The sequence below is a fragment of the Bradyrhizobium sp. USDA 3262 genome, from assembly GCF_054060035.1.
This window is the reverse complement of the sequence record NZ_JBSSCT010000001.1, coordinates 3,940,946-3,958,614: the sequence shown is the minus strand read 5'-3', so window position 1 is coordinate 3,958,614 and position 17,669 is coordinate 3,940,946. Positions and strand designations below refer to the sequence as shown.

Sequence of the window (17,669 nt, the reverse complement as noted above, 5' to 3'; positions counted from 1 at the left end):
CGACACTGTTGCTGCTGATCGGTCAACTGCGCGGCGCGACCAGCGACGCCGAGGCTCTTCTGCGCTGCGTCAATCCGTGGCATAGAGGTTCCTGACCGCGACACCAGCAGGGGAAGCCCGTGACCACGCTCGCCCATCAGCCGCCGCAGATCATCCGCGCCAATGGCATCGACATCTGCTACGAGATTTTTGGCGATGCGAATGCCGAGCCGCTGCTCCTGATCATGGGCCTCGGCGCCCAGATGATCCATTGGGACGACGAGTTCTGCCGCCAGCTCGCCGCGCGCGGTTTTCGCGTCATCCGATTCGACAACCGGGATATCGGCAAATCCTCCCGCCTGAGCGGCGGCAAGCGGCTGACCGCGCTTGAACTGCTCAAGCTCCGCTTCCTGAAGATCCCGGTCGCAGCGCCCTACAAGCTGGCCGACATGGCCCGCGACACCATCGGGCTGATGGATGCGCTCGGCATCCGCACCGCGCATCTGGTCGGGGCCTCGATGGGCGGCATGATCGCGCAGGAGGTTGCCATCACCTTCCCCGAGCGCGTGCGCTCGCTGACCTCGATCATGTCGACCACGGGCAATCCAAAGATCCCGGGGCCGACCCGCGAGGCGACCGCGGTGCTGATGGCGCCGCCGCCGAAGAGCAAGGAAGAGTATTTCGTCCGCTTCGGGCAGACCTGGAAAGTCCTGCGCAACGGCTCGTTTCCCGAGGATGAGGCGCTCGATCCCGAACGCGCGCGGCGCACCTATGAGCGCGGCCTCAATCCGGAGGGCGTCGGCCGCCAGCTCCGCGCCATCCTCGCCTCCGGCAGCCGCAAGGAGCGCCTGCGCGGCGTCAAGGTGCCGACGCTGGTGATCCACGGCACCATCGATCCGCTGGTACATCCCGAAGGCGGCAAGGACACCGCGGTCTCGATCCCGGGCGCGAAGCTCGTGATGATCGAAGGCATGGGCCACGCCCTGCCGATTCCGATGTGGCCGCAGATCATCGATGCCATCGACAAGCACGCGCATGGCGCGGCGGCGAAGGCGGCGTGAGGCCGGAGCGTTTTCGAGCGAGAAGGAAACGCGTCAAAGCCAGAATCGAGAGTCCCGTCCCGATTCAATCGGAACGAGGCCCTGGTATCTTCCGGTAACCATGTGAGCCAGGAGTGCGTTCTTCCGGGCGCGGCATGGACACTGTAGAGAGCGCTATCCACCGCTCAGCCACCGGGAGTCCCCAGATGAAGACCTTTCTCCGGCCACGGACAGCCGTCGCCGCTCTCCTCCTCGCGCTGGCGTCTTCATCGGCAATGGCGGCCGCCGGCGAGGCGCAGCAGGAGGCCAACCGCAAGGCGGTGCTGGCGTTCTACGAGAAGGGATTGAACCAGAAGGACGCCGACGCGGCGCTCGCCTATGTCGGCAACCGCTATGTGCAGCACAATCCAGGCGCGGCCGACAGCCCGGAAGGCTTCCGCAAGTTCATCGGCTTCCTGCGCGAGAAGTTTCCGAACTCGCACAGCGAGATCAAGCGCTCGTTCGTCGACGGCGACTACGTGATCCTGCACGTCCACGCCGTGCGCGAGCCCGGCACCCGCGGCAATGCGATCGTCGACATCTTCAAGCTCGAGGACGGCAAGATCGTCGAGCATTGGGACGTGGTGCAGCCCGTTCCGGAAAACCCGGCCAACAGCAACACGATGTTCTGAGGCTTCGTGACGGCTTGTGCTCGGCCGCTGGCATGATCAGGCTGGCAAGCGCGCCGGGACGCCGGCTATTCCTTGACCGCGATCCAGATCACGTGGCGGACACCGCGGCCCCGGCCGGTGGCTCGGACGGCAATTTCGTTGACCGCGAACCCGGCCCGGGACAGCGATTTCGGGAACTTGGCATTCGGACCGGACGACCAGACGGCGAGCACGCCGCCGCGCCGCAATGCAGTGTGAGCGATCCTGAGCCCGGAGACATCATACAGCGCGTCATTGGCCTTGCGGGTCAGACCTTCAGGCCCGTTATCGACGTCGAGCAGGATGGCATCGAAGCTGAGCGGTTGGCGTTCGATCACGCTGGCAACATCCTCCTCCCGGATGCCGACGCGCGGATCGTTCAGGCTGTCGCCGAAGATCTCCGCCATCGGGCCTCGCGCCCAGGCGACGACCGCCGGCACCAGTTCGGCCACCACGATTCTCGCCTCGGGCCCGAGCACGGCGAGCGCGGCCCGCAGCGTAAAGCCCATGCCGAGGCCGCCGATCAGAAAATGCGGCCGTGCGAGCTTCTCGATCTTCTTTGCGGCAAGCGTCGCCAGCGCCTCTTCCGAGCCCGACAGGCGGCTGTTCATCAGCTCGTTGGCCCCGAGCATGATCGAGAATTCGCGGCCTCGCCGCATCAGACGCAATTCACCCTCGGTGCCGGGAATGCGCGCGGTATCGATCTTTTCCCATGGAATCATGCGGCGGCTTGTATCATGGCCGTCAGGGCGGGCGAAGCTCGCGTCCGGAGAATGCGAAATAGTGACTCACGAATGGCGCAACAAACTCCGTGTCGTCCCGGCGAAAGCAGGGACGACGATAGGGATGCATCACGGTCATCCTAGGCCGCAAGCCTACCCACCTGCCCAGACGTCGAGCACGTAGCGGTTCCTGGTGCCCATTTCCTCGATCCAGCGCGCGGCTGCATCGGCGTCGACACCGGTGCGCTCGCGATAGATCGACATCAAGGTCGCCTTGACGTCGGGCTCCATCTTGCCGCCGTCGCCGCAGACATAGACGATCGCGCCCTTCTGGATCAGCTCCCAGATCCGGTCCTTCTGCGCCGCGACAAGGTGCTGCACATAGGTCTTCGGGCCATCGGCACGTGAAAACGCGGTATGGAGTTCACTGACGCCGTCGGCTGCGAACGCCTTCAGCTCATCCGCATAGATGAAGTCCTGCTCGGGGTGCCGGCAGCCGAAGAACAGCAGCGCCGGCCCCAGCGTCGCGCCCTGCGCCCTGCGCGCGGCGCGCTCCTGCAGGAAGCCGCGGAACGGTGCGAGCCCGGTGCCCGGCCCGATCATGATGATCGGCACGGCATTGTCATCGGGCAGGCGGAATCCTGCCTTGGTCTCCTTGATGGTGGCGTGGACGGTGTCGCCGGCGCGGCGGCGCGCCAGATAGTTCGAGCAGATACCCTTGTAGATGCCACGCCCGGAACTTGCCGGCGCCTCCACCACGCCCACGGTGACGCTGCAGCGCTGCGCCTCGGCGGCCGGAGACGACGAGATCGAATAATAGCGCGGCGCCAGCAGCGACAGCATTTCGAGGTAGAGGTGGAACGGCAGCTCGCAGGCCGGATATTCCTCGAGCAGGTCGAAGACCGATTTGCGCTTCGCCAGGACGTCGGTGCGATAGCGCCCCGCCGCGGCATCGTCGTCGCCGACATAGGCCATCAGCTTCGGCTTGGTCACCGGGCAGCGGGTGTGCTCAGCCATGATCTGGATCTGCTTGCGGGTCGCGACCTGCTGCAGCTCGACGAACTCGGTGAGCAGCCGCCCGACCGACACGGCATTGCCGACCGGCAATTGCGCGCGGCGGCCTTCCGAGACCTGCAGACGGATCTGGTCGGCCGGCAGGAAGCCGAAGCGGCGCGCAACGGAATCGACCAATGTCGGATCGTTGCGCGGCACCACGCTGAGATGATCGCCGACACGGTATTTCAGGTTGGCCGGCAGCTCGACCTCGATGTGCCGGGTCGACCGCTCCGACGGATGGGCGCCATTCTTGGCCTGCAGCTCGCTGTTGGCGAGCACCTTCATCGGCACCGCGCCGCCCTGCGTCACGATGGTGTTGACGGCGCCTTGTGCCACCGGCTCGATCGCGTAGAGCGGCTCGTCCTCGGCGGTGCGGGTGAAATTCCAGTCGATGCCGAATTCCTTGGTCGCGACCTTGGCCGCCTCCGGGAACCATTTCTGGAACTGGCCGTCGAGATCGCTGCGCGCATCGCCCTCGCCGCGCGGATAGACGGCGCGCGCGCCATGTTTGGTGAGCTGCTCGTCGATGAAGCGCGGCACCGACTGGTAGGTCGCGGCCCAATCGCTGTTGCCGCAACCGAACACCGCGTAACGGACCTTGGCGAAGGCGTCCTTCGGCAGGTCGCTCTCGAGCCATTTGACGAACTGCGTGGCGTTGTCGGGCGCCGCGCCATTATAGGAGGCGCAGATGATCAGCACGCCGCCCTCCTCCGGCAGCTTGCCGACATAATCGTCCAGCGGACCCAACCGCGTCGCGAAGCCGTTGATCTCCGACAGATCCGCCATGCGGGTTGCCAGTTCCTCGGCGGAGCCGAGATTGGAGCCGTAGAGCACCAGCATCGGCGTGTTGTGGCCCGGGCGCGTGGTCGGCGCGCGCGGGGCCTTCGGCGCGACTGCAACCGCGCCCGTGCTGCCGGCGAACGCGCCGCGGTCCTTGTCGTCGCGCGGCCGTACCTTGATCCTGAAGCCATCCGGCTTGACGGTCAGCGTCTCCTTCAGATGCATCTGATAGCGATGCACGTCGATCAGCTTGAAGCGTTGCAGGATCATCCCGATCGCCAGCGCCGCCTCGTGCATGGCGAAGCCGCGGCCGATGCAGGCGCGCTGGCCGTTGCCGAACGGCTTCCAGGCATTGATCGGCCGCTTGGCCTCCGCCTCGCGGCTGAAATTCTCGGGATCAAACACGTCGGGGTTCGGACCCCAGACGCTGGGATCGCGGTGCAGCGCCATCACCAGGATGGTGATGAAGGTGTTCTTCTTCAGCTTGTACTTGCCGCCGATCGTCTCATCGTTGAGCGGCGCGATGCCGTAGGCCGGCGCCGGCGGCCACAGCCGCAGCGCCTCCTTCAGGCATTGGGTGATGTAGGTGAGCTGCGTCACCTGCTGATAGGTCGGCCGCGCGTTGACGTCGGGACCGAGGACGCGATCGACCTCCTCATAGGCCTTCTTCAGCACCTCCGGGTGCTTCAGCAGCGCGTAGATCGTGCACGACAACAGGCCGCTGGTGGTCTCGTGGCCGGCGATCAGGAAGGTGTTGATCTGGTAGCGGATGTTGACGTCGTCGAGCTGCTCGCCGGTGGCGCGGTCGACGCCGGTCATCATCGCCGCCAGCATGTCCTTCTTGTCGTCGGTCGCGGCGGTGTTGCCGCGCCGCTCGGCGATGATCTCGTCGACCATCTTGTTCATGAAGGCGACGTCGTCGGCCAGCGTCTTGCGCCGCTTCTGCATCCACAGACCCTCGAGCGGCAGGCCGCGGGTCATCATGATGGTTTCGAGCGAGCGCACCAGCGATTCCACGAACGGGTGGTAGTCGCGGCGGTAGAACGAATTGAAGCGGTAGTCGAAGCCGCAGAGGCCGATGGTGTCGAGGGTGAGCGCCGTCATGTCGTGGACGACCTCGATCTCCTCGTCGGCGTTGAGGCGCTCCCATTTCTTGACGAGCTGCTCGGCGATGTCGACCATGCTCGGATGGTACGATTGCATGGCGCGGTTGCCGAACGGCTGCATCAGGATGTTGTGCGCCTTGCTCCAGTTCGGCTCCTTGGTGTCGGCGGTGAACAGGCCGTCGCCGCCGACCGCGCGCACCCGGCGCAGCGAGCCGCGCACCGCCTTGTCGAAGCGCTTCTCGTCGGAGAGCTCGTCGACCAGATCGTGACCGGACACGATCACGAGCGGCGCGCCCATCATGTCGAGCCAGAAGATCGGTCCCAGCTCCTTGGAGAGCTTGACGAGATGCTGCACCGGCGCGGTCGAGTCCAGCGACAGCATGTTGCCGACCACCGGCTTCGTCGGCGGATGCGGAATCGGACTCAGTCTGTTGCCGGACGCCATCTTCGAAGTGCCCCTTCTAACCCCGAGCTCATCAGTCATTCCGGGATGGTCCGGAGGACCAGACCCGGAATCTCGAGCTTCCGGGTTCGATGCTGCGCATCGCCCCGGAATGACGACGTCGTCGTCACCCAAACCGCTTTCTGCGCCATTCGATCAGCTTCGCGCTGACTTCGTCAGGCTTTTCCTGCTGCGTCCAATGGCCGCTGTCCTTGACCAGGTACTTCTCGAGGTCCGGTACCAGCCGCTCCATGCCGTCGGCGGCCGAGGGCGGCAGCACCGCGTCGTTCTCGGCCATGATCATCAGCGACGGCACCCGGACGTGATGGTCCAGCCCGGCCGAGCGCTCCCAGTTGCGGGTGAAATTGCGATACCAGTTGATGCCGCCGGTGAAGCCGGTCTTGGTGAAGGTGTCGACGAACACCTTCTTCTCGTCCGCAGACAGGATCGGCGTGCGCGGATCATGCTTGGCGTCGTAATTCGCGATCATCTGCGGAAATGCCAGATTGAGCCGCGCCGAGGCGCCGACGCCGGCGATCGGCTGTTCGGGCGGCGCATCCGCCGGACGCGGCGCCGGCTTGCGCATGAAGGCGTCGAAGGTCTGCTCGACGCGGCTGCCGAAGATGCGGTCGGGCTCGCGCCCCGGATCCTGGAACTGGACGATGTACATGTGGTCGCCGAAGCGCTGGCGGAACAGCGCGATCGGATCCATCGGCGCACGGTCCCAATGCGGCGTGTTGACGCCGACGACGCCGGCGACCCGCGCAGGATGCCTGAGCGGCATCTGCCAGACGACAAAGCCGCCCCAGTCGTGACCGGCGAAGATCGCCTTGTCGATCTTGAGATGGTCGAGCAGGCCGACGAGGTCGCCGGTCAGGTGCTCCATGTCGTAAGCCTCGACCGGCTCCGGCCGGTCGGTCGCGCCATAGCCGCGCTGATCCGGCGCAATCACCCGGATGCCGGCCTCGCCCAGCGCCTTGATCTGGTGGCGCCAGGAGAACGCCAGTTCAGGCCAGCCGTGGCACAGCACAACCGGCGGCGTGTCGGTCTTGGGGCCTGCTTCATAAAACCCCATGCGGATGCCGTTCGTCTCGGCGAACTGCAGCGGTGGCATCTCAATCATCGACAGGGATCCTTATTCGGCTGCGCCCTTGATGTCCGCAGGCGGGGGAGCGAACGCCGCCTCGAGTACATCGAACTCGAGCGGCAGCATGTCGCACATCACCTGCACGTGGGGAATGATGTTGGCGCCCACGATGAAACCGAAATCGAGCTGATCGCGGTAGCTCTGCACGGTGATGTTGAGCGCCACGCCGTGGGTCGAGATCGAAACCGGGAAGATGTGCAGCAGCTCGGCACCCGCCGCATACAGCGTCTGCCGCGGCCCCGGCACGTTCGAGACCGTGATGTTGGTGGCCGGCGGCAGCACGTTGGAGAGGTCGGAGCGGCTGTAGAGCAGCGCCAGGATCTGCACCAGGATCGGCGCGCCCAGCAGCGAGATGTTGGTGACCTGCGGCACCAAGGCGCGCAGCGGATGCGACATCTCCTTGGACCTGGTCGACTGCGCGATGATGGTTTCCAGCCGCTTCCTGGGGTCTTCGATGTCGGTCGCGATCGAGCAGATCATGCCGAACACCTGGTTGTTGGATTCGGCGTTACCCTCCTCGCGCAGCGAGATCGGAACACCTGCCGTCAGCGACTTGTTCGGCAGCGCGCCCTGGCTGATCAGATAGCGCCGCACCACGCCGGAGGCGAGCGCCAGCACGACGTCGTTGAGCTTGCCGCCGGACGCCTTCGCCAGTGCCTTGGCACGCGACAGCGAGATCGAGGTGCCGGCAAAGCTGCGTTCGGACGAGATCGCCTTGTTGAGGATGGTCGGCGGCGAGGACATCGCCTGCAGGCTCTCGCGCGACCTCGGATCGGCGACCTTGGCGACGACGTCGGACAGGCTCTTCATGACCGTCGGCATGGAGCCGGCGAACTTCACCGCGCTCTCGATCTGGAACATGGCGTTGTCGAACAGGATCGAGCCAAGGTCGCTCTTGCCGGAACGCGGCAGCTCGAGGCTCTTCTGCGCGGCGGCGGCCGCCTCGAACGGCTGGGTCCAGAGCTGCTGATAGGCGTCGATCAGATTGGCCGCGATGTCGCGCGGCTCCTGCGCGACTTTCTTCGCGCTCGGCGGCTCGATCTCGCGCGGCACCGGCGTCAGGTCGTAGATCATGCTGGTCAGCGCCGCGCCGGCGCCGCCGTCGATGCAGGCATGGTGCATCTTGGAATAGAGCCCGATCTCGTTGTCCTTCATGCCCTCGAAGACGTAGAACTCCCAGAGCGGGCGGGCGCGGTTCAACAGCTTGGCGTGCATCCAGCCGACGATACGCTCCAGCGTCGCGCGATCGTGCGGCGCGGGCAGGCTGGCGCGGAAGATGTGACGGTCGATGTCGAACTGATCGTCCTCGACCCAGGACGGATGATCGATGTCGAGCGGCGCCTTCTGCAGCCGTGCCTTGAGGATCGGCGCGATGTGCAGCCGCGAGGCGATCATCGCCTTGAACTCCTCGAAGAAGTCGCCCTTGTAGCCGTCGGGCAGGCGGAAGATCGCCATGCTGCCGACATGCATCGGCATTTCCGGCGTTTCCAGATAGAGAAACGATGCGTCCAGCGAGGACAGCTTCTTGGCGTCGCTCATGATCTCCTCCCGAGAGCCTACTTACGCGGGCGCCTTGGGCGGCGCTTCTCGTCGTTTGGTCAGGATAGTGCCTGTTCTGCCGGCCCGTAGGCAATGGCAAAGGGGCCCGAGCGGTCAAAATGCCGGAATTCCCCTTCCGGCTGGGCCAGCCGGTCCGCAATCGCCCACAGCGCCGCGGGATTGACGCCGAGGCCGATATGGCTGGCGAAATGCACCTCGATGTTCTCGGCGGTGGCCGACGGCCGCACGCGCGAGGTCCGCCAGTTCACGATGCCATCGGTGCGGGAATAGATCGAGGTTGTCGGCACCGGCATGTCGCCGGCGATCGCGGCGCGGATCTCAGGGATGTCACCCACAGCTTCGCCGGACAACAGCTCATAGAGCCGCGTCGCATTGGTGGCGCGGATGTCGTCGGCGAACGGGCTGCCCAGCGTGATGATGGAGCGCACCAGCTCCGGCATCTGCGACGCCAGGTCGCGCGCATAGACGCCGCCGAGGCTCCAGCCGATGATCGAGACCTTGCGCCCGGACGCCTCATAGACCCGCTTCAGCAGGTCGCGCAGCGCAGCCCGCCTGCTGGAAATCCCGCCGAAATTGCGGCCCATGTTCCAGGCATAGGCATCATAGCCGAGCTCCTTCAGATAGCGCCGCATCGGCGCCATCGAAAGGTCGCTGGCGAGAAAGCCCGGCAAGGCGAGCACCGGATGACCATCGCCTCTCGGCGCCCGCATCAGCAAAGGCGACAGCAGCAGGCTCGAATTGAGCTCGAGCACGCCGCGCGCCTCCGCCAGCATCAGGAACAGGCTCGGCGGGCGCAACCGGCGTTCGGTCCCATCAACGCTCCTGTCCATGCCGGCCACTATTTCTTCTTGCTCGCGCCGCCGAAGCCTGCCATCGCCACGAACATGTCCTGGAAGCGCTCGGCGAGCTTGGGATCGAAGGTGAACCAGCTCTGCATCAGCGATTCCGGCGAAATCTTCTCGATGTTCGACAGCATCTGCTGCTGCAGCTTGTCCATGACGGCGGTTTGCATCGGCGCCACATCCGGCAGGCCGAAGAACTGCCGCGCTTCGAGGGGCGTACAATCTATCTCGACGTTGACCTTCATATCCGCCTCCTCAAATGCGCCTTGGCCCGCCATAGTATCGCCGCGACGGGGCGAGTTGCGCAAGCGAGCCGTACCTGCCCCGGGGGGCAGTCGGCCTCAATCATCCGTTATGGTCAACCAAACCGTTTGGAGCCGTTGCTCCAAACTGGCTGAAGCGGCCGGCATAGCGCGGCGCGCCCGAGATCTTTCCCGGGAGCGACAAGCGACACTCCGAAAGTCGAATGTCACGCGTTCGCGCCTGCCGCCTGCTCCTAGATCGCTTCATTGCGCTGCACCCGCGCAAACCGGTTAACCCTTTGGCAAATCGCGCTTGCGCAGCCGATAAACTCTGGCAACATGGATCGATAATACCAGCCGGACACAGCAGCCGGCGGACAAAAACGGGGACGCGGGATCACATGTCGGTACGTTGGAGTTTTGCGGCGGCTGCCGTCGCATTCGTCGCCTTTGCTTGGCCGGCATCGGCCCAGACGTTGAAGTATGCCAACCAGGGCGAGCTGAAGTCGCTGGATCCCTACACGCTGAAGGAAACCACGACGATCGCGCACCACGCCCACGTCTACGAAGGCCTCACCGCGCGCGACAAGGACCTCAAGATCATTCCAGCCCTGGCGGAAAGCTGGGAGACGCTGAGCCCGACCAAATGGCGCTTCCATCTGCGCAAGGGCGTGAAATTCCACAATGGCGATCCCTTCACCGCCGACGACGTGCTGTTCTCGGCCGAGCGCGTCCGCGCCAAGGGCTCGAATTTCCTCAGCAACGTCCCGGCCGACGCCAAGTTCAGCAAGGTCGACGATTACACCGTCGACGTGACGCTGGACTCGCCCAATCCCATCCTGATCTCGCAATGGGATAGCTGGTACATCATGGACAAGAAGTGGTCCGAGGAGAACAACTCGGTTGCACCGACGCCGGCCTCCGCAACCACGCCGAGCTACGCGGCGCTGCACGAGAACGGCACCGGCCCCTTCACGATCGAGAGCCACCAGCCCGGCGTGAAAACCGTGTTCAAGGCGTTTCCCGGCTATTGGCGCAAGCCCGAGCATAATCTCAAGGAGATCATCTTCACCCCGATCGGCTCCGACGCCACCCGCGTGGCCGCGCTGCTCTCGGGCGAAGTCGACGTCATCGAACCGGTTCCGCTCCAGGACATCCAGCGCGTCAATTCCAGCGGCGTCGCCACCGTCATGACCGCGCCGGAGATTCGTACCATCTTCATCGGCATGGATACGGCGCGCGACGAGCTGCTGTATTCCAACATCAAGGGCAAGAATCCGTTCAAGGACATCCGCGTCCGCGAAGCTTTCTACAAGACCATCGACGTCGATCTGATCAAGACCCGCGTCATGCGCGGCATGTCGACCCCCTCGACGTTGATGATCGCACCCGAGCTCTATCCGCTGTCGAAGGAATTCACCCGGCCGAAGCTCGATCCTGATGGTGCCAAGAAGCTGCTGGCCGACGCCGGCTATCCGAACGGCTTCGAAGTCACGATGGACTGCCCGAACGACCGCTATGTCAACGACGCCGCGATCTGCCAGGCGGTGGTCGGCATGCTGGCCCGCATCGGCGTCAAGGTGAACCTGCTGGCGCAGCCGAAGGCGCAGTATTTCGCCAAGGTGCTGAAGCCCGGCGGCTACCAGACCTCGTTCTTCATGCTGGGCTGGACGCCCGCGACGTCCGACTCGCACAACGTGCTGCACGACATCCTCGGCTGCCGCGACGATCCGAAGGATGCCACCCGGGGCGAGGCCAATCTCGGCGGCTATTGCAACAAGGAAGTCGACGCGCTCACCGACAAGGTCCTGATCGAGGGCGACACTGCCAAGCGCGACCAGCTGATCAAGCAGGCCTACGACATCGTCATCAAGGATTACGGCTACATTCCGCTGCATCAGCAACCGCTGGTGTGGGGCGTGTCGAAAAAGGTCAAATTGACCCAGCGCGCGGACAACCAGGTGCTGCTCTACTGGGCGACCAAACAGGGTGAATAGTGGCTTTGGCGAATTGGGTCCCGGAAGCGCAGGCTTCCGGGACCGCTCGTCTTCCGGCCGCGCAAAGCCGCGCGCCGAATGTCAAAAGCAGTGAAAGGTAGAGATGCTGGCTTTCACTCTTCGCCGCTTCCTGCAGGCGATCGGCGTGATGCTCGCCGTGGGCGTGATTGCGTTCGCGATGTTCCGCTTCGCCGGCGACCCGGTGAACCAGATCGTCTCGATCGACACCTCGGCCGCGCAGCGCGCTGAAATCCGGCAGTCGCTCGGCCTCGACGATCCCGTGCTGGTGCAGTTCGGCCGCTACTTCATCAATGCGCTGCAGTTCAAGTTCGGCGTGTCCTACCAGTTCCGCCTGCCGGTCTCCTCGCTGCTGGCGGAGCGGCTGCCGGCGACGCTGGAGCTTTCGATCTGCGCGACGCTGTTCGCGATGGTGGCCGGCATCCTGATGGGGGTCTATTCGGCGCTGCGCCGCGACACCGTGCTTGCCAAATTATTCCAGGCGGTATCGCTGATCGGCATTTCGCTGCCGACCTTCCTGATCGGCATCCTCCTGATCTATCTGTTCGCGGTGACCTTGGGCTGGCTGCCCTCCTTCGGCCGCGGCGAGGTGGTGAAGCTCGGCTGGTGGACCACCGGACTGCTGACCGTCTCGGGCCTGAAGGCGCTGATCATGCCGGCGATCACGCTCGGGCTGTTCCAGATGACCCTGATCATGCGGCTGGTGCGCGCCGAAATGCTGGAAGTGTTGCGAACCGACTATATCCGCTTCGCCCGCGCCCGCGGCCTGACCACGCGCGCGATCCATTTCGGCCATGCGCTGAAGAACACCCTGGTTCCCGTGATCACGGTGGCCGGCCTACAGTTTGGCTCGGTTATTGCTTTCTCGATCATCACCGAAACCGTGTTCCAATGGCCGGGCATGGGACTTCTGTTCGTGCAGGCCGTGCAAAATGTCGATATCCCGATCATGGCCGCATATCTGTTGATGGTCTCGCTGATCTTCGTCACCATCAATCTCGTGGTCGACATCCTCTACACCGTGGTCGATCCGCGCTTGCGGTCGACCGTCGGCCGCGCGGCGTGAGGGCTGACCGATGTCCGATGCCGTCGTCCCCCATCGCTCCCAAGACCACCAGGCCCCTGCCGGCTGGTTCAGGCGCGCGCTCGACAGCGACATCTTCTATTCGTTCCGCCGCTCCAGGCTGACGATGGTCGCCGCCGTGATCACGCTGCTGTTCTTTCTGCTCGCAATCTTCGCGTCGTGGCTCGCGGTGCAGAACCCGTTCGACCCGGCGCAGCTGCAGCTGATCAACTCGCGGATCGCGCCGCTGTGGACCGCCGACGGCCAGAGCCCGTTCCTGCTCGGCACCGACGAGCAGGGCCGAGATGTGCTCTCGGCGATCCTCTACGGCCTGCGCATCTCGCTTGCGGTCGGCCTGGCCGGCGTGGTCTTTGCCGGCGCGCTCGGCATCGCCCTCGGGCTGATCGCAGGCTATTTCGGCGGCGTGGTCGACACCGTGATCATGCGGATCGCCGACGTGCAGCTCACCTTCCCCGCGATCCTGATCGCGCTGCTGGTCAACGGCGTCGCCAAATCGCTGCTCGGCAACCGGCTCGACGAGATGAGCACGCTCGGCGTCCTCATCATCGCGATCGGCCTCAGTTTCTGGGTGCAATATGCCCGCACCGTGCGCGGTTCGGTGATGGTCGAGAAGAACAAGGATTACGTGGCCGCGGCGCAGCTGATCGGCCTGCCGGCGCCGAAGATCATGCTGCGGCACGTGCTGCCGAACACGATGGGCCCGATCCTCGTCATCGCCACCATCAACCTCGCGCTCGCGATCATCACCGAGGCGACGCTGTCATTCCTTGGCGCCGGCATGCCCGACACCATGCCCTCGCTCGGCACCCTGATCCGGATCGGCAACAACTATCTGTTCGCCGGCGAATGGTGGATCGTCGCCTTCCCCGGCATTGCGCTGGCCGGCCTGATCCTCTCCATCAACCTGCTCGGCGACTGGCTGCGCGACGCCCTCAATCCAAAGCTCCGATGACCAAGCCTGTTCTTTCCGTGCGCAATCTCGAGGTGGAATTCGTCACCCGCCGTGCGACCTTGCGCGCCATCAACGGCGTGTCGTTCGACATCGCCAAGGGCGAGGTGCTCGGCGTGGTCGGCGAGTCCGGCGCCGGCAAATCGGTCACCGGCCTTGCCGTGATCGGGCTGATCGATCCGCCCGGCCGCATTTCCGGCGGCGAGATCGAACTATCGGGCACGCGGATCGACCATCTTCCGCCGGAGGAGATCCGCCGCATCAGGGGCAAGCGGATCGGCATGATCTTCCAGGATCCGCTGACCAGCCTCAATCCGCTCTACCGGATCGGCGACCAGATCATCGAGACCATTCGCACCCACAGCAATCTGAGCGAGAGCGCCGCGCGCAGGCGCGCCATCGATCTGTTGGCCGAGGTCGGCATTCCTGCGCCGGAGAAGCGCATCGACGGCTATCCGCACGAATTCTCCGGCGGCATGCGCCAGCGCGTCGTGATCGCGCTTGCGATCTGCGCCGAGCCCGAACTGATCATCGCCGACGAGCCGACCACCGCGCTCGACGTCTCCGTGCAGGCGCAGATCATCGCGCTGATCAAGCGCCTCGGCCGCGACCACGGCACCGCCGTGATGCTGGTAACCCACGACATGGGCGTGATCGCCGAGACCTGTGACCGCGTTGCGGTGATGTATTCCGGCCGCATCGCCGAGATCGGCCCGGTGCAGGAGGTGGTGCGTAACCCGCTGCATCCCTATGCCAAGGGCCTGATGGGCGCGATCCCGACCCTCGCCGGCGAGGACAAGCGCCTGGTGCAGATCCCCGGCTCGATGCCGCGGCTGTCGGCGATCCCGCCGGGCTGCCCGTTCAATCCGCGCTGCGCGTTTGCCTTCGATCGCTGCCACGTCGAACGCCCCGAGCCGATCCGGCAGGGCACGCAATCCGTCGCCTGCCATCTGTTCGAGCCGGCGAAGGAGACGGCGGCATGAGCGGGACATTGATCGAGGTCAGGAACCTGCGCCGCGTCTTCGACGTCTCCAAGCCGTGGCTCAACCGCGTGATCGAGGGCGGCCATCTCGAATTCCTGAAAGCCGTCGACGGCGTCTCTTTCGACATCAAGCGCGGCGAGACCTTCGCGCTGGTCGGCGAATCCGGTTCCGGCAAGACCACCGTCGCGCGCATGGTGGTCGGCCTGCTGCCGCCGAGTTCGGGCGAGGTCGTCATCGACGGAGTCTCGATGACCGACCCGCGGCAGGGCCAGGCGCGCCGCCGCTTGCGCCGGCGCATCCAGATGGTTTTTCAGGATCCCTATGCGAGCCTCAATCCGCGCTACCGGGTCGCCGCCATCGTCGCCGAGCCGATCCGCGCCTTCGACCTGATCCAGGGCGAGCGCGACATCAAGGCCCGGGTCGGCGAATTGCTCTCGCTGGTCGGCCTGCACCCCGACGACGGCCAAAAATTCCCGCACGAATTTTCTGGCGGCCAGCGCCAGCGCATCGCGATCGCCCGCGCGCTGGCGTCCGAGGCCGAGTTCATCGTCTGCGACGAGCCGACCTCGGCGCTCGACGTCTCCGTGCAGGCGCAGATCCTCAATCTGATGCGCGACCTGCAGGACAAGTTCGGCCTCACCTATCTCTTCATCAGCCACAATCTCGCGGTGGTCCGCCACATGGCGAGCCGGATCGGCGTGATGTATCTCGGCCGCATCGTCGAGATCGCCGAGGGTCGGGAATTGTTCGAGAACCCGCGGATGCCCTACACGAAGATGCTGCTCGGCGCGGTTCCGGACCTTGCGATGTCCGGCCGCCAGCGGATCCCGGTGAAGGGCGAGATTCCGAATCCGATCGATCCGCCGCCGGGCTGCTCGTTCAACCCGCGCTGTCCCCTCGCCTTCGATCTCTGCCGCGAGAAGACACCGGAACTGATCGACGGCGTCGCCTGCCATGCCGTCAACAGTCCCGCCGCCGTTCCGGCATGATCACGCGGATGGGAGCGGCCATGTCCACCAAGCGGTTGGCATACCAGCCGGCCTGTGATCAAGTGCGCCCGCCGAAGAGGCCCAACAACAAACCGACGAACCGTCAATCGCCATGAGCAACATCAACCCCGATCCGTTCACAACCCGGCCCGAGATCGAAGGCACCTTCGGCGTCGTCACCTCGACGCACTGGATCGCCACCGCGGTCGGCATGGCAACGCTGGAGAAAGGCGGCAACGCCTTTGACGCCGGAGTAGCCACCGCCTTTACGCTACAGGTGGTCGAGCCGCATCTGAACGGCCCCGGCGGCGACGTGCCGATCATCGTGCACGACGTCAAGCGCGGCAAGAGCGAGGTGATCTGCGGCCAAGGCCCAGCGCCGGCGAAGGCAACCATCGCGCATTATCGCAGCGAGGGCCTCGAGATGGTACCCGGCACCGGCCTGCTTGCGGCCTGCGTGCCCGGCACATTCGAATCCTGGATGCTGCTGCTGCGCGACTACGGCACCATGAAGCTGCGCGACGTGCTGGAGCCCGCGATCGCCTACGCCCGCGACGGCTATCCGCTGGTCGAGCGTGCATCGGCCACCATCAAGACCGTCGAACAACTGTTCCGGAAATACTGGACCACATCGGCCGACGTCTATTTGCCTGGTGGCGAGGTGCCGAAGCCTGGCACCATCTTCACCAACAAGAAACTCGCCGAGACCTACGCCCGCATCCTGAGCGAGGCGGAGAGCGCCGGCGGCGATCGCGTGGCGCAGATCGAGCGCGCGCGGCAGGCCTGGTCGAAGGGCTTCGTCGCCGAGGCGATCGACAAGTTCTGCCGTACCCAGGAGGTGATGGACGTCTCCGGCTCGCCGCATCGCGGCGTGTTGTCGGCCGACGACATGGCGCGCTGGCAGCCAACCATCGAGGCGCCCCTCACCTACGACTACGGCCGCTATACCGTGCAGAAGGCCGGGGTCTGGAGCCAGGGTCCGGTGATGCTGCAGCAGCTCGCGCTGCTGAAAGGTTTCGAGCTCGACGGGCTCGATCCCGCAGGTCCCGACTTCATCCATCTGCAGATCGAAGCCGCCAAGCTCGCCTATGCCGATCGCGAGACGTTCTACGGCGACCCGAAGTTCACCGAGATCCCGATCGAGACGCTGCTGTCCGATGCCTATAACAACGAACGGCGCAAGCTGATCTCAAAAGACAAGGCCTCGCTCGACTTCCGCCCCGGCTCGGTCGAAGGCTTCGGCGGCGTCGTGAAGTTGCGACACGCCGAAGGGCATCGCGAAGCGGTCGGCGCCATGGGCGCGGGCGAGCCGACCGTCGGCCGGTTCGGCGAAGTGCGTGGCGACACCGTGCATTTCGACATCATCGACAAGGCCGGCAACATGATCTCGGCGACGCCGTCCGGCGGCTGGCTGCAGTCCTCGCCGGTGATTCCCGAGATCGGTTTCTGCCTCGGCAGCCGTGCCCAGATGCTCTGGCTCGAGGAGAACCACCCTGCCTCGCTTGCGCCGGGCAAGCGGCCGCGCACCACGCTGTCGCCGACCATGGCGCTGCGCGACGGCGAGCCGTATCTCTCCTGGGGCTCGCCCGGCGGCGACCAGCAGGACCAGTGGATCACGCAGTTCTTCCTGCGTCATGTCCACGCCAGGCTCAATCTGCAGGAGGCGATCGACGCGCCGGCCTGGCACTCCGAGCATTTCCCGATCTCGTTCTGGCCGCGCACCTCGCGGCCCGGCGTGCTGGTGCTGGAAAACCGCGTGCCGAAATCGACCATCGACGAATTGAAACGCCGCGGCCATGTGGTTGAGATCGGTCCCGATTGGTCGGAAGGCCGCCTCACCGCGGCCTCGAAGGTCGGTGCCCGCCGCCGCGCCGCCGCCAATCCGCGCGGCATGCAGGGTTACGCCGCAGGCCGCTAGACGAGATGACCATCGTATCATGATGATGTCGGATCAAATTGCGGGCCAAGCCTCAAACTCCACCTCGCCCCGCTTGCGGGGAGAGGCACAGGCCGCCCACGGCGGCCGTCCTCAAGAACGCCGAAG

14 protein-coding genes are annotated in these 17,669 nt (G+C 65.2%); 8 read left to right on the top strand and 6 right to left on the bottom strand.

Annotated elements, in window-relative coordinates; all coding sequences use genetic code 11:
* Positions 1-119 precede the first annotated feature (119 nt).
* Both ACVWYP_RS18125 and ACVWYP_RS18120 read left to right on the top strand, forming a co-directional pair.
* Entirely contained in the window at positions 120-1,040 is a 921-nt protein-coding gene (locus ACVWYP_RS18125; protein WP_304499273.1) for an alpha/beta fold hydrolase, read from the top strand.
* A 254-nt stretch (positions 1,041-1,294) separates the two neighbouring features.
* The gene (locus ACVWYP_RS18120) at positions 1,295-1,690 is read left to right on the top strand and encodes a nuclear transport factor 2 family protein (protein WP_439711194.1); all 396 of its coding nucleotides are present in this window, start codon (positions 1,295-1,297) and stop codon (positions 1,688-1,690) included.
* 65 nt (positions 1,691-1,755) lie between these two features.
* Here ACVWYP_RS18120 and ACVWYP_RS18115 read toward each other — a convergent pair whose 3' ends face one another.
* The 6 genes from ACVWYP_RS18115 to ACVWYP_RS18090 form a co-directional block, all read right to left on the bottom strand.
* Positions 1,756-2,430, bottom strand: coding sequence for a spermidine synthase (locus ACVWYP_RS18115; RefSeq protein ID WP_304499271.1), 675 nt, complete (start codon positions 2,428-2,430; stop codon positions 1,756-1,758).
* A 153-nt stretch (positions 2,431-2,583) separates the two neighbouring features.
* Positions 2,584-5,817, bottom strand: a complete 3,234-nt coding sequence (locus tag ACVWYP_RS18110) for a bifunctional cytochrome P450/NADPH--P450 reductase (RefSeq protein WP_304499270.1) — start codon at positions 5,815-5,817, stop codon at positions 2,584-2,586.
* Positions 5,818-5,941: 124 nt separating this feature from the next.
* Positions 5,942-6,937, bottom strand: a complete 996-nt coding sequence (locus ACVWYP_RS18105; protein WP_304499269.1) for an alpha/beta fold hydrolase — start codon at positions 6,935-6,937, stop codon at positions 5,942-5,944.
* Between the two features lie 12 nt (positions 6,938-6,949).
* Positions 6,950-8,500: a WS/DGAT/MGAT family O-acyltransferase gene (locus ACVWYP_RS18100; protein ID WP_028338799.1), complete on the bottom strand. Its 1,551-nt coding sequence runs from the start codon at positions 8,498-8,500 to the stop codon at positions 6,950-6,952.
* A gap of 59 nt (positions 8,501-8,559) precedes the next feature.
* Positions 8,560-9,351, bottom strand: a complete 792-nt coding sequence (locus ACVWYP_RS18095; RefSeq protein ID WP_304499268.1) for an alpha/beta hydrolase — start codon at positions 9,349-9,351, stop codon at positions 8,560-8,562.
* A gap of 8 nt (positions 9,352-9,359) precedes the next feature.
* The gene (locus tag ACVWYP_RS18090; RefSeq protein WP_018270495.1) at positions 9,360-9,608 is read right to left on the bottom strand and encodes a DUF6489 family protein; all 249 of its coding nucleotides are present in this window, start codon (positions 9,606-9,608) and stop codon (positions 9,360-9,362) included.
* 398 nt (positions 9,609-10,006) lie between these two features.
* Between ACVWYP_RS18090 and ACVWYP_RS18085 the strand changes: the two genes are divergently transcribed.
* From ACVWYP_RS18085 to ACVWYP_RS18060, 6 genes are all read left to right on the top strand, one after another.
* Positions 10,007-11,602: an ABC transporter substrate-binding protein gene (locus ACVWYP_RS18085; protein ID WP_304499267.1), complete on the top strand. Its 1,596-nt coding sequence runs from the start codon at positions 10,007-10,009 to the stop codon at positions 11,600-11,602.
* Positions 11,603-11,705: 103 nt separating this feature from the next.
* On the top strand, positions 11,706-12,686 hold the full coding sequence (locus tag ACVWYP_RS18080; RefSeq protein WP_038383837.1) for an ABC transporter permease: 981 nt from the start codon (positions 11,706-11,708) through the stop codon (positions 12,684-12,686).
* Positions 12,687-12,696: 10 nt separating this feature from the next.
* Positions 12,697-13,656, top strand: a complete 960-nt coding sequence (locus ACVWYP_RS18075; protein WP_225160751.1) for an ABC transporter permease — start codon at positions 12,697-12,699, stop codon at positions 13,654-13,656.
* Positions 13,653-14,636: an ABC transporter ATP-binding protein gene (locus ACVWYP_RS18070; protein ID WP_225160752.1), complete on the top strand. Its 984-nt coding sequence runs from the start codon at positions 13,653-13,655 to the stop codon at positions 14,634-14,636. Before ACVWYP_RS18075 ends, ACVWYP_RS18070 begins: the two co-directional genes overlap by 4 nt.
* Positions 14,633-15,625, top strand: coding sequence for an ABC transporter ATP-binding protein (locus ACVWYP_RS18065; RefSeq protein WP_304499266.1), 993 nt, complete (start codon positions 14,633-14,635; stop codon positions 15,623-15,625). Before ACVWYP_RS18070 ends, ACVWYP_RS18065 begins: the two co-directional genes overlap by 4 nt.
* A gap of 112 nt (positions 15,626-15,737) precedes the next feature.
* Positions 15,738-17,543, top strand: coding sequence for a gamma-glutamyltransferase family protein (locus tag ACVWYP_RS18060; protein WP_304499265.1), 1,806 nt, complete (start codon positions 15,738-15,740; stop codon positions 17,541-17,543).
* The last annotated feature ends 126 nt before the right edge of the window (positions 17,544-17,669 follow it).

Coding starts and splice junctions, on each gene's coding strand:
- ACVWYP_RS18090 (WP_018270495.1), bottom strand. CDS start 9,608: ATGAAGGTCAACGTCGAGATAGATTGTACGCCCCTCGAAGCGCGGCAG.
- ACVWYP_RS18075 (WP_225160751.1), top strand. CDS start 12,697: ATGTCCGATGCCGTCGTCCCCCATCGCTCCCAAGACCACCAGGCCCCT.
- ACVWYP_RS18115 (WP_304499271.1), bottom strand. CDS start 2,430: ATGATTCCATGGGAAAAGATCGATACCGCGCGCATTCCCGGCACCGAG.
- ACVWYP_RS18060 (WP_304499265.1), top strand. CDS start 15,738: ATGAGCAACATCAACCCCGATCCGTTCACAACCCGGCCCGAGATCGAA.
- ACVWYP_RS18080 (WP_038383837.1), top strand. CDS start 11,706: ATGCTGGCTTTCACTCTTCGCCGCTTCCTGCAGGCGATCGGCGTGATG.
- ACVWYP_RS18095 (WP_304499268.1), bottom strand. CDS start 9,351: ATGGACAGGAGCGTTGATGGGACCGAACGCCGGTTGCGCCCGCCGAGC.
- ACVWYP_RS18085 (WP_304499267.1), top strand. CDS start 10,007: ATGTCGGTACGTTGGAGTTTTGCGGCGGCTGCCGTCGCATTCGTCGCC.
- ACVWYP_RS18120 (WP_439711194.1), top strand. CDS start 1,295: ATGGCGGCCGCCGGCGAGGCGCAGCAGGAGGCCAACCGCAAGGCGGTG.
- ACVWYP_RS18105 (WP_304499269.1), bottom strand. CDS start 6,937: ATGATTGAGATGCCACCGCTGCAGTTCGCCGAGACGAACGGCATCCGC.
- ACVWYP_RS18065 (WP_304499266.1), top strand. CDS start 14,633: ATGAGCGGGACATTGATCGAGGTCAGGAACCTGCGCCGCGTCTTCGAC.
- ACVWYP_RS18100 (WP_028338799.1), bottom strand. CDS start 8,500: ATGAGCGACGCCAAGAAGCTGTCCTCGCTGGACGCATCGTTTCTCTAT.
- ACVWYP_RS18070 (WP_225160752.1), top strand. CDS start 13,653: ATGACCAAGCCTGTTCTTTCCGTGCGCAATCTCGAGGTGGAATTCGTC.
- ACVWYP_RS18110 (WP_304499270.1), bottom strand. CDS start 5,817: ATGGCGTCCGGCAACAGACTGAGTCCGATTCCGCATCCGCCGACGAAG.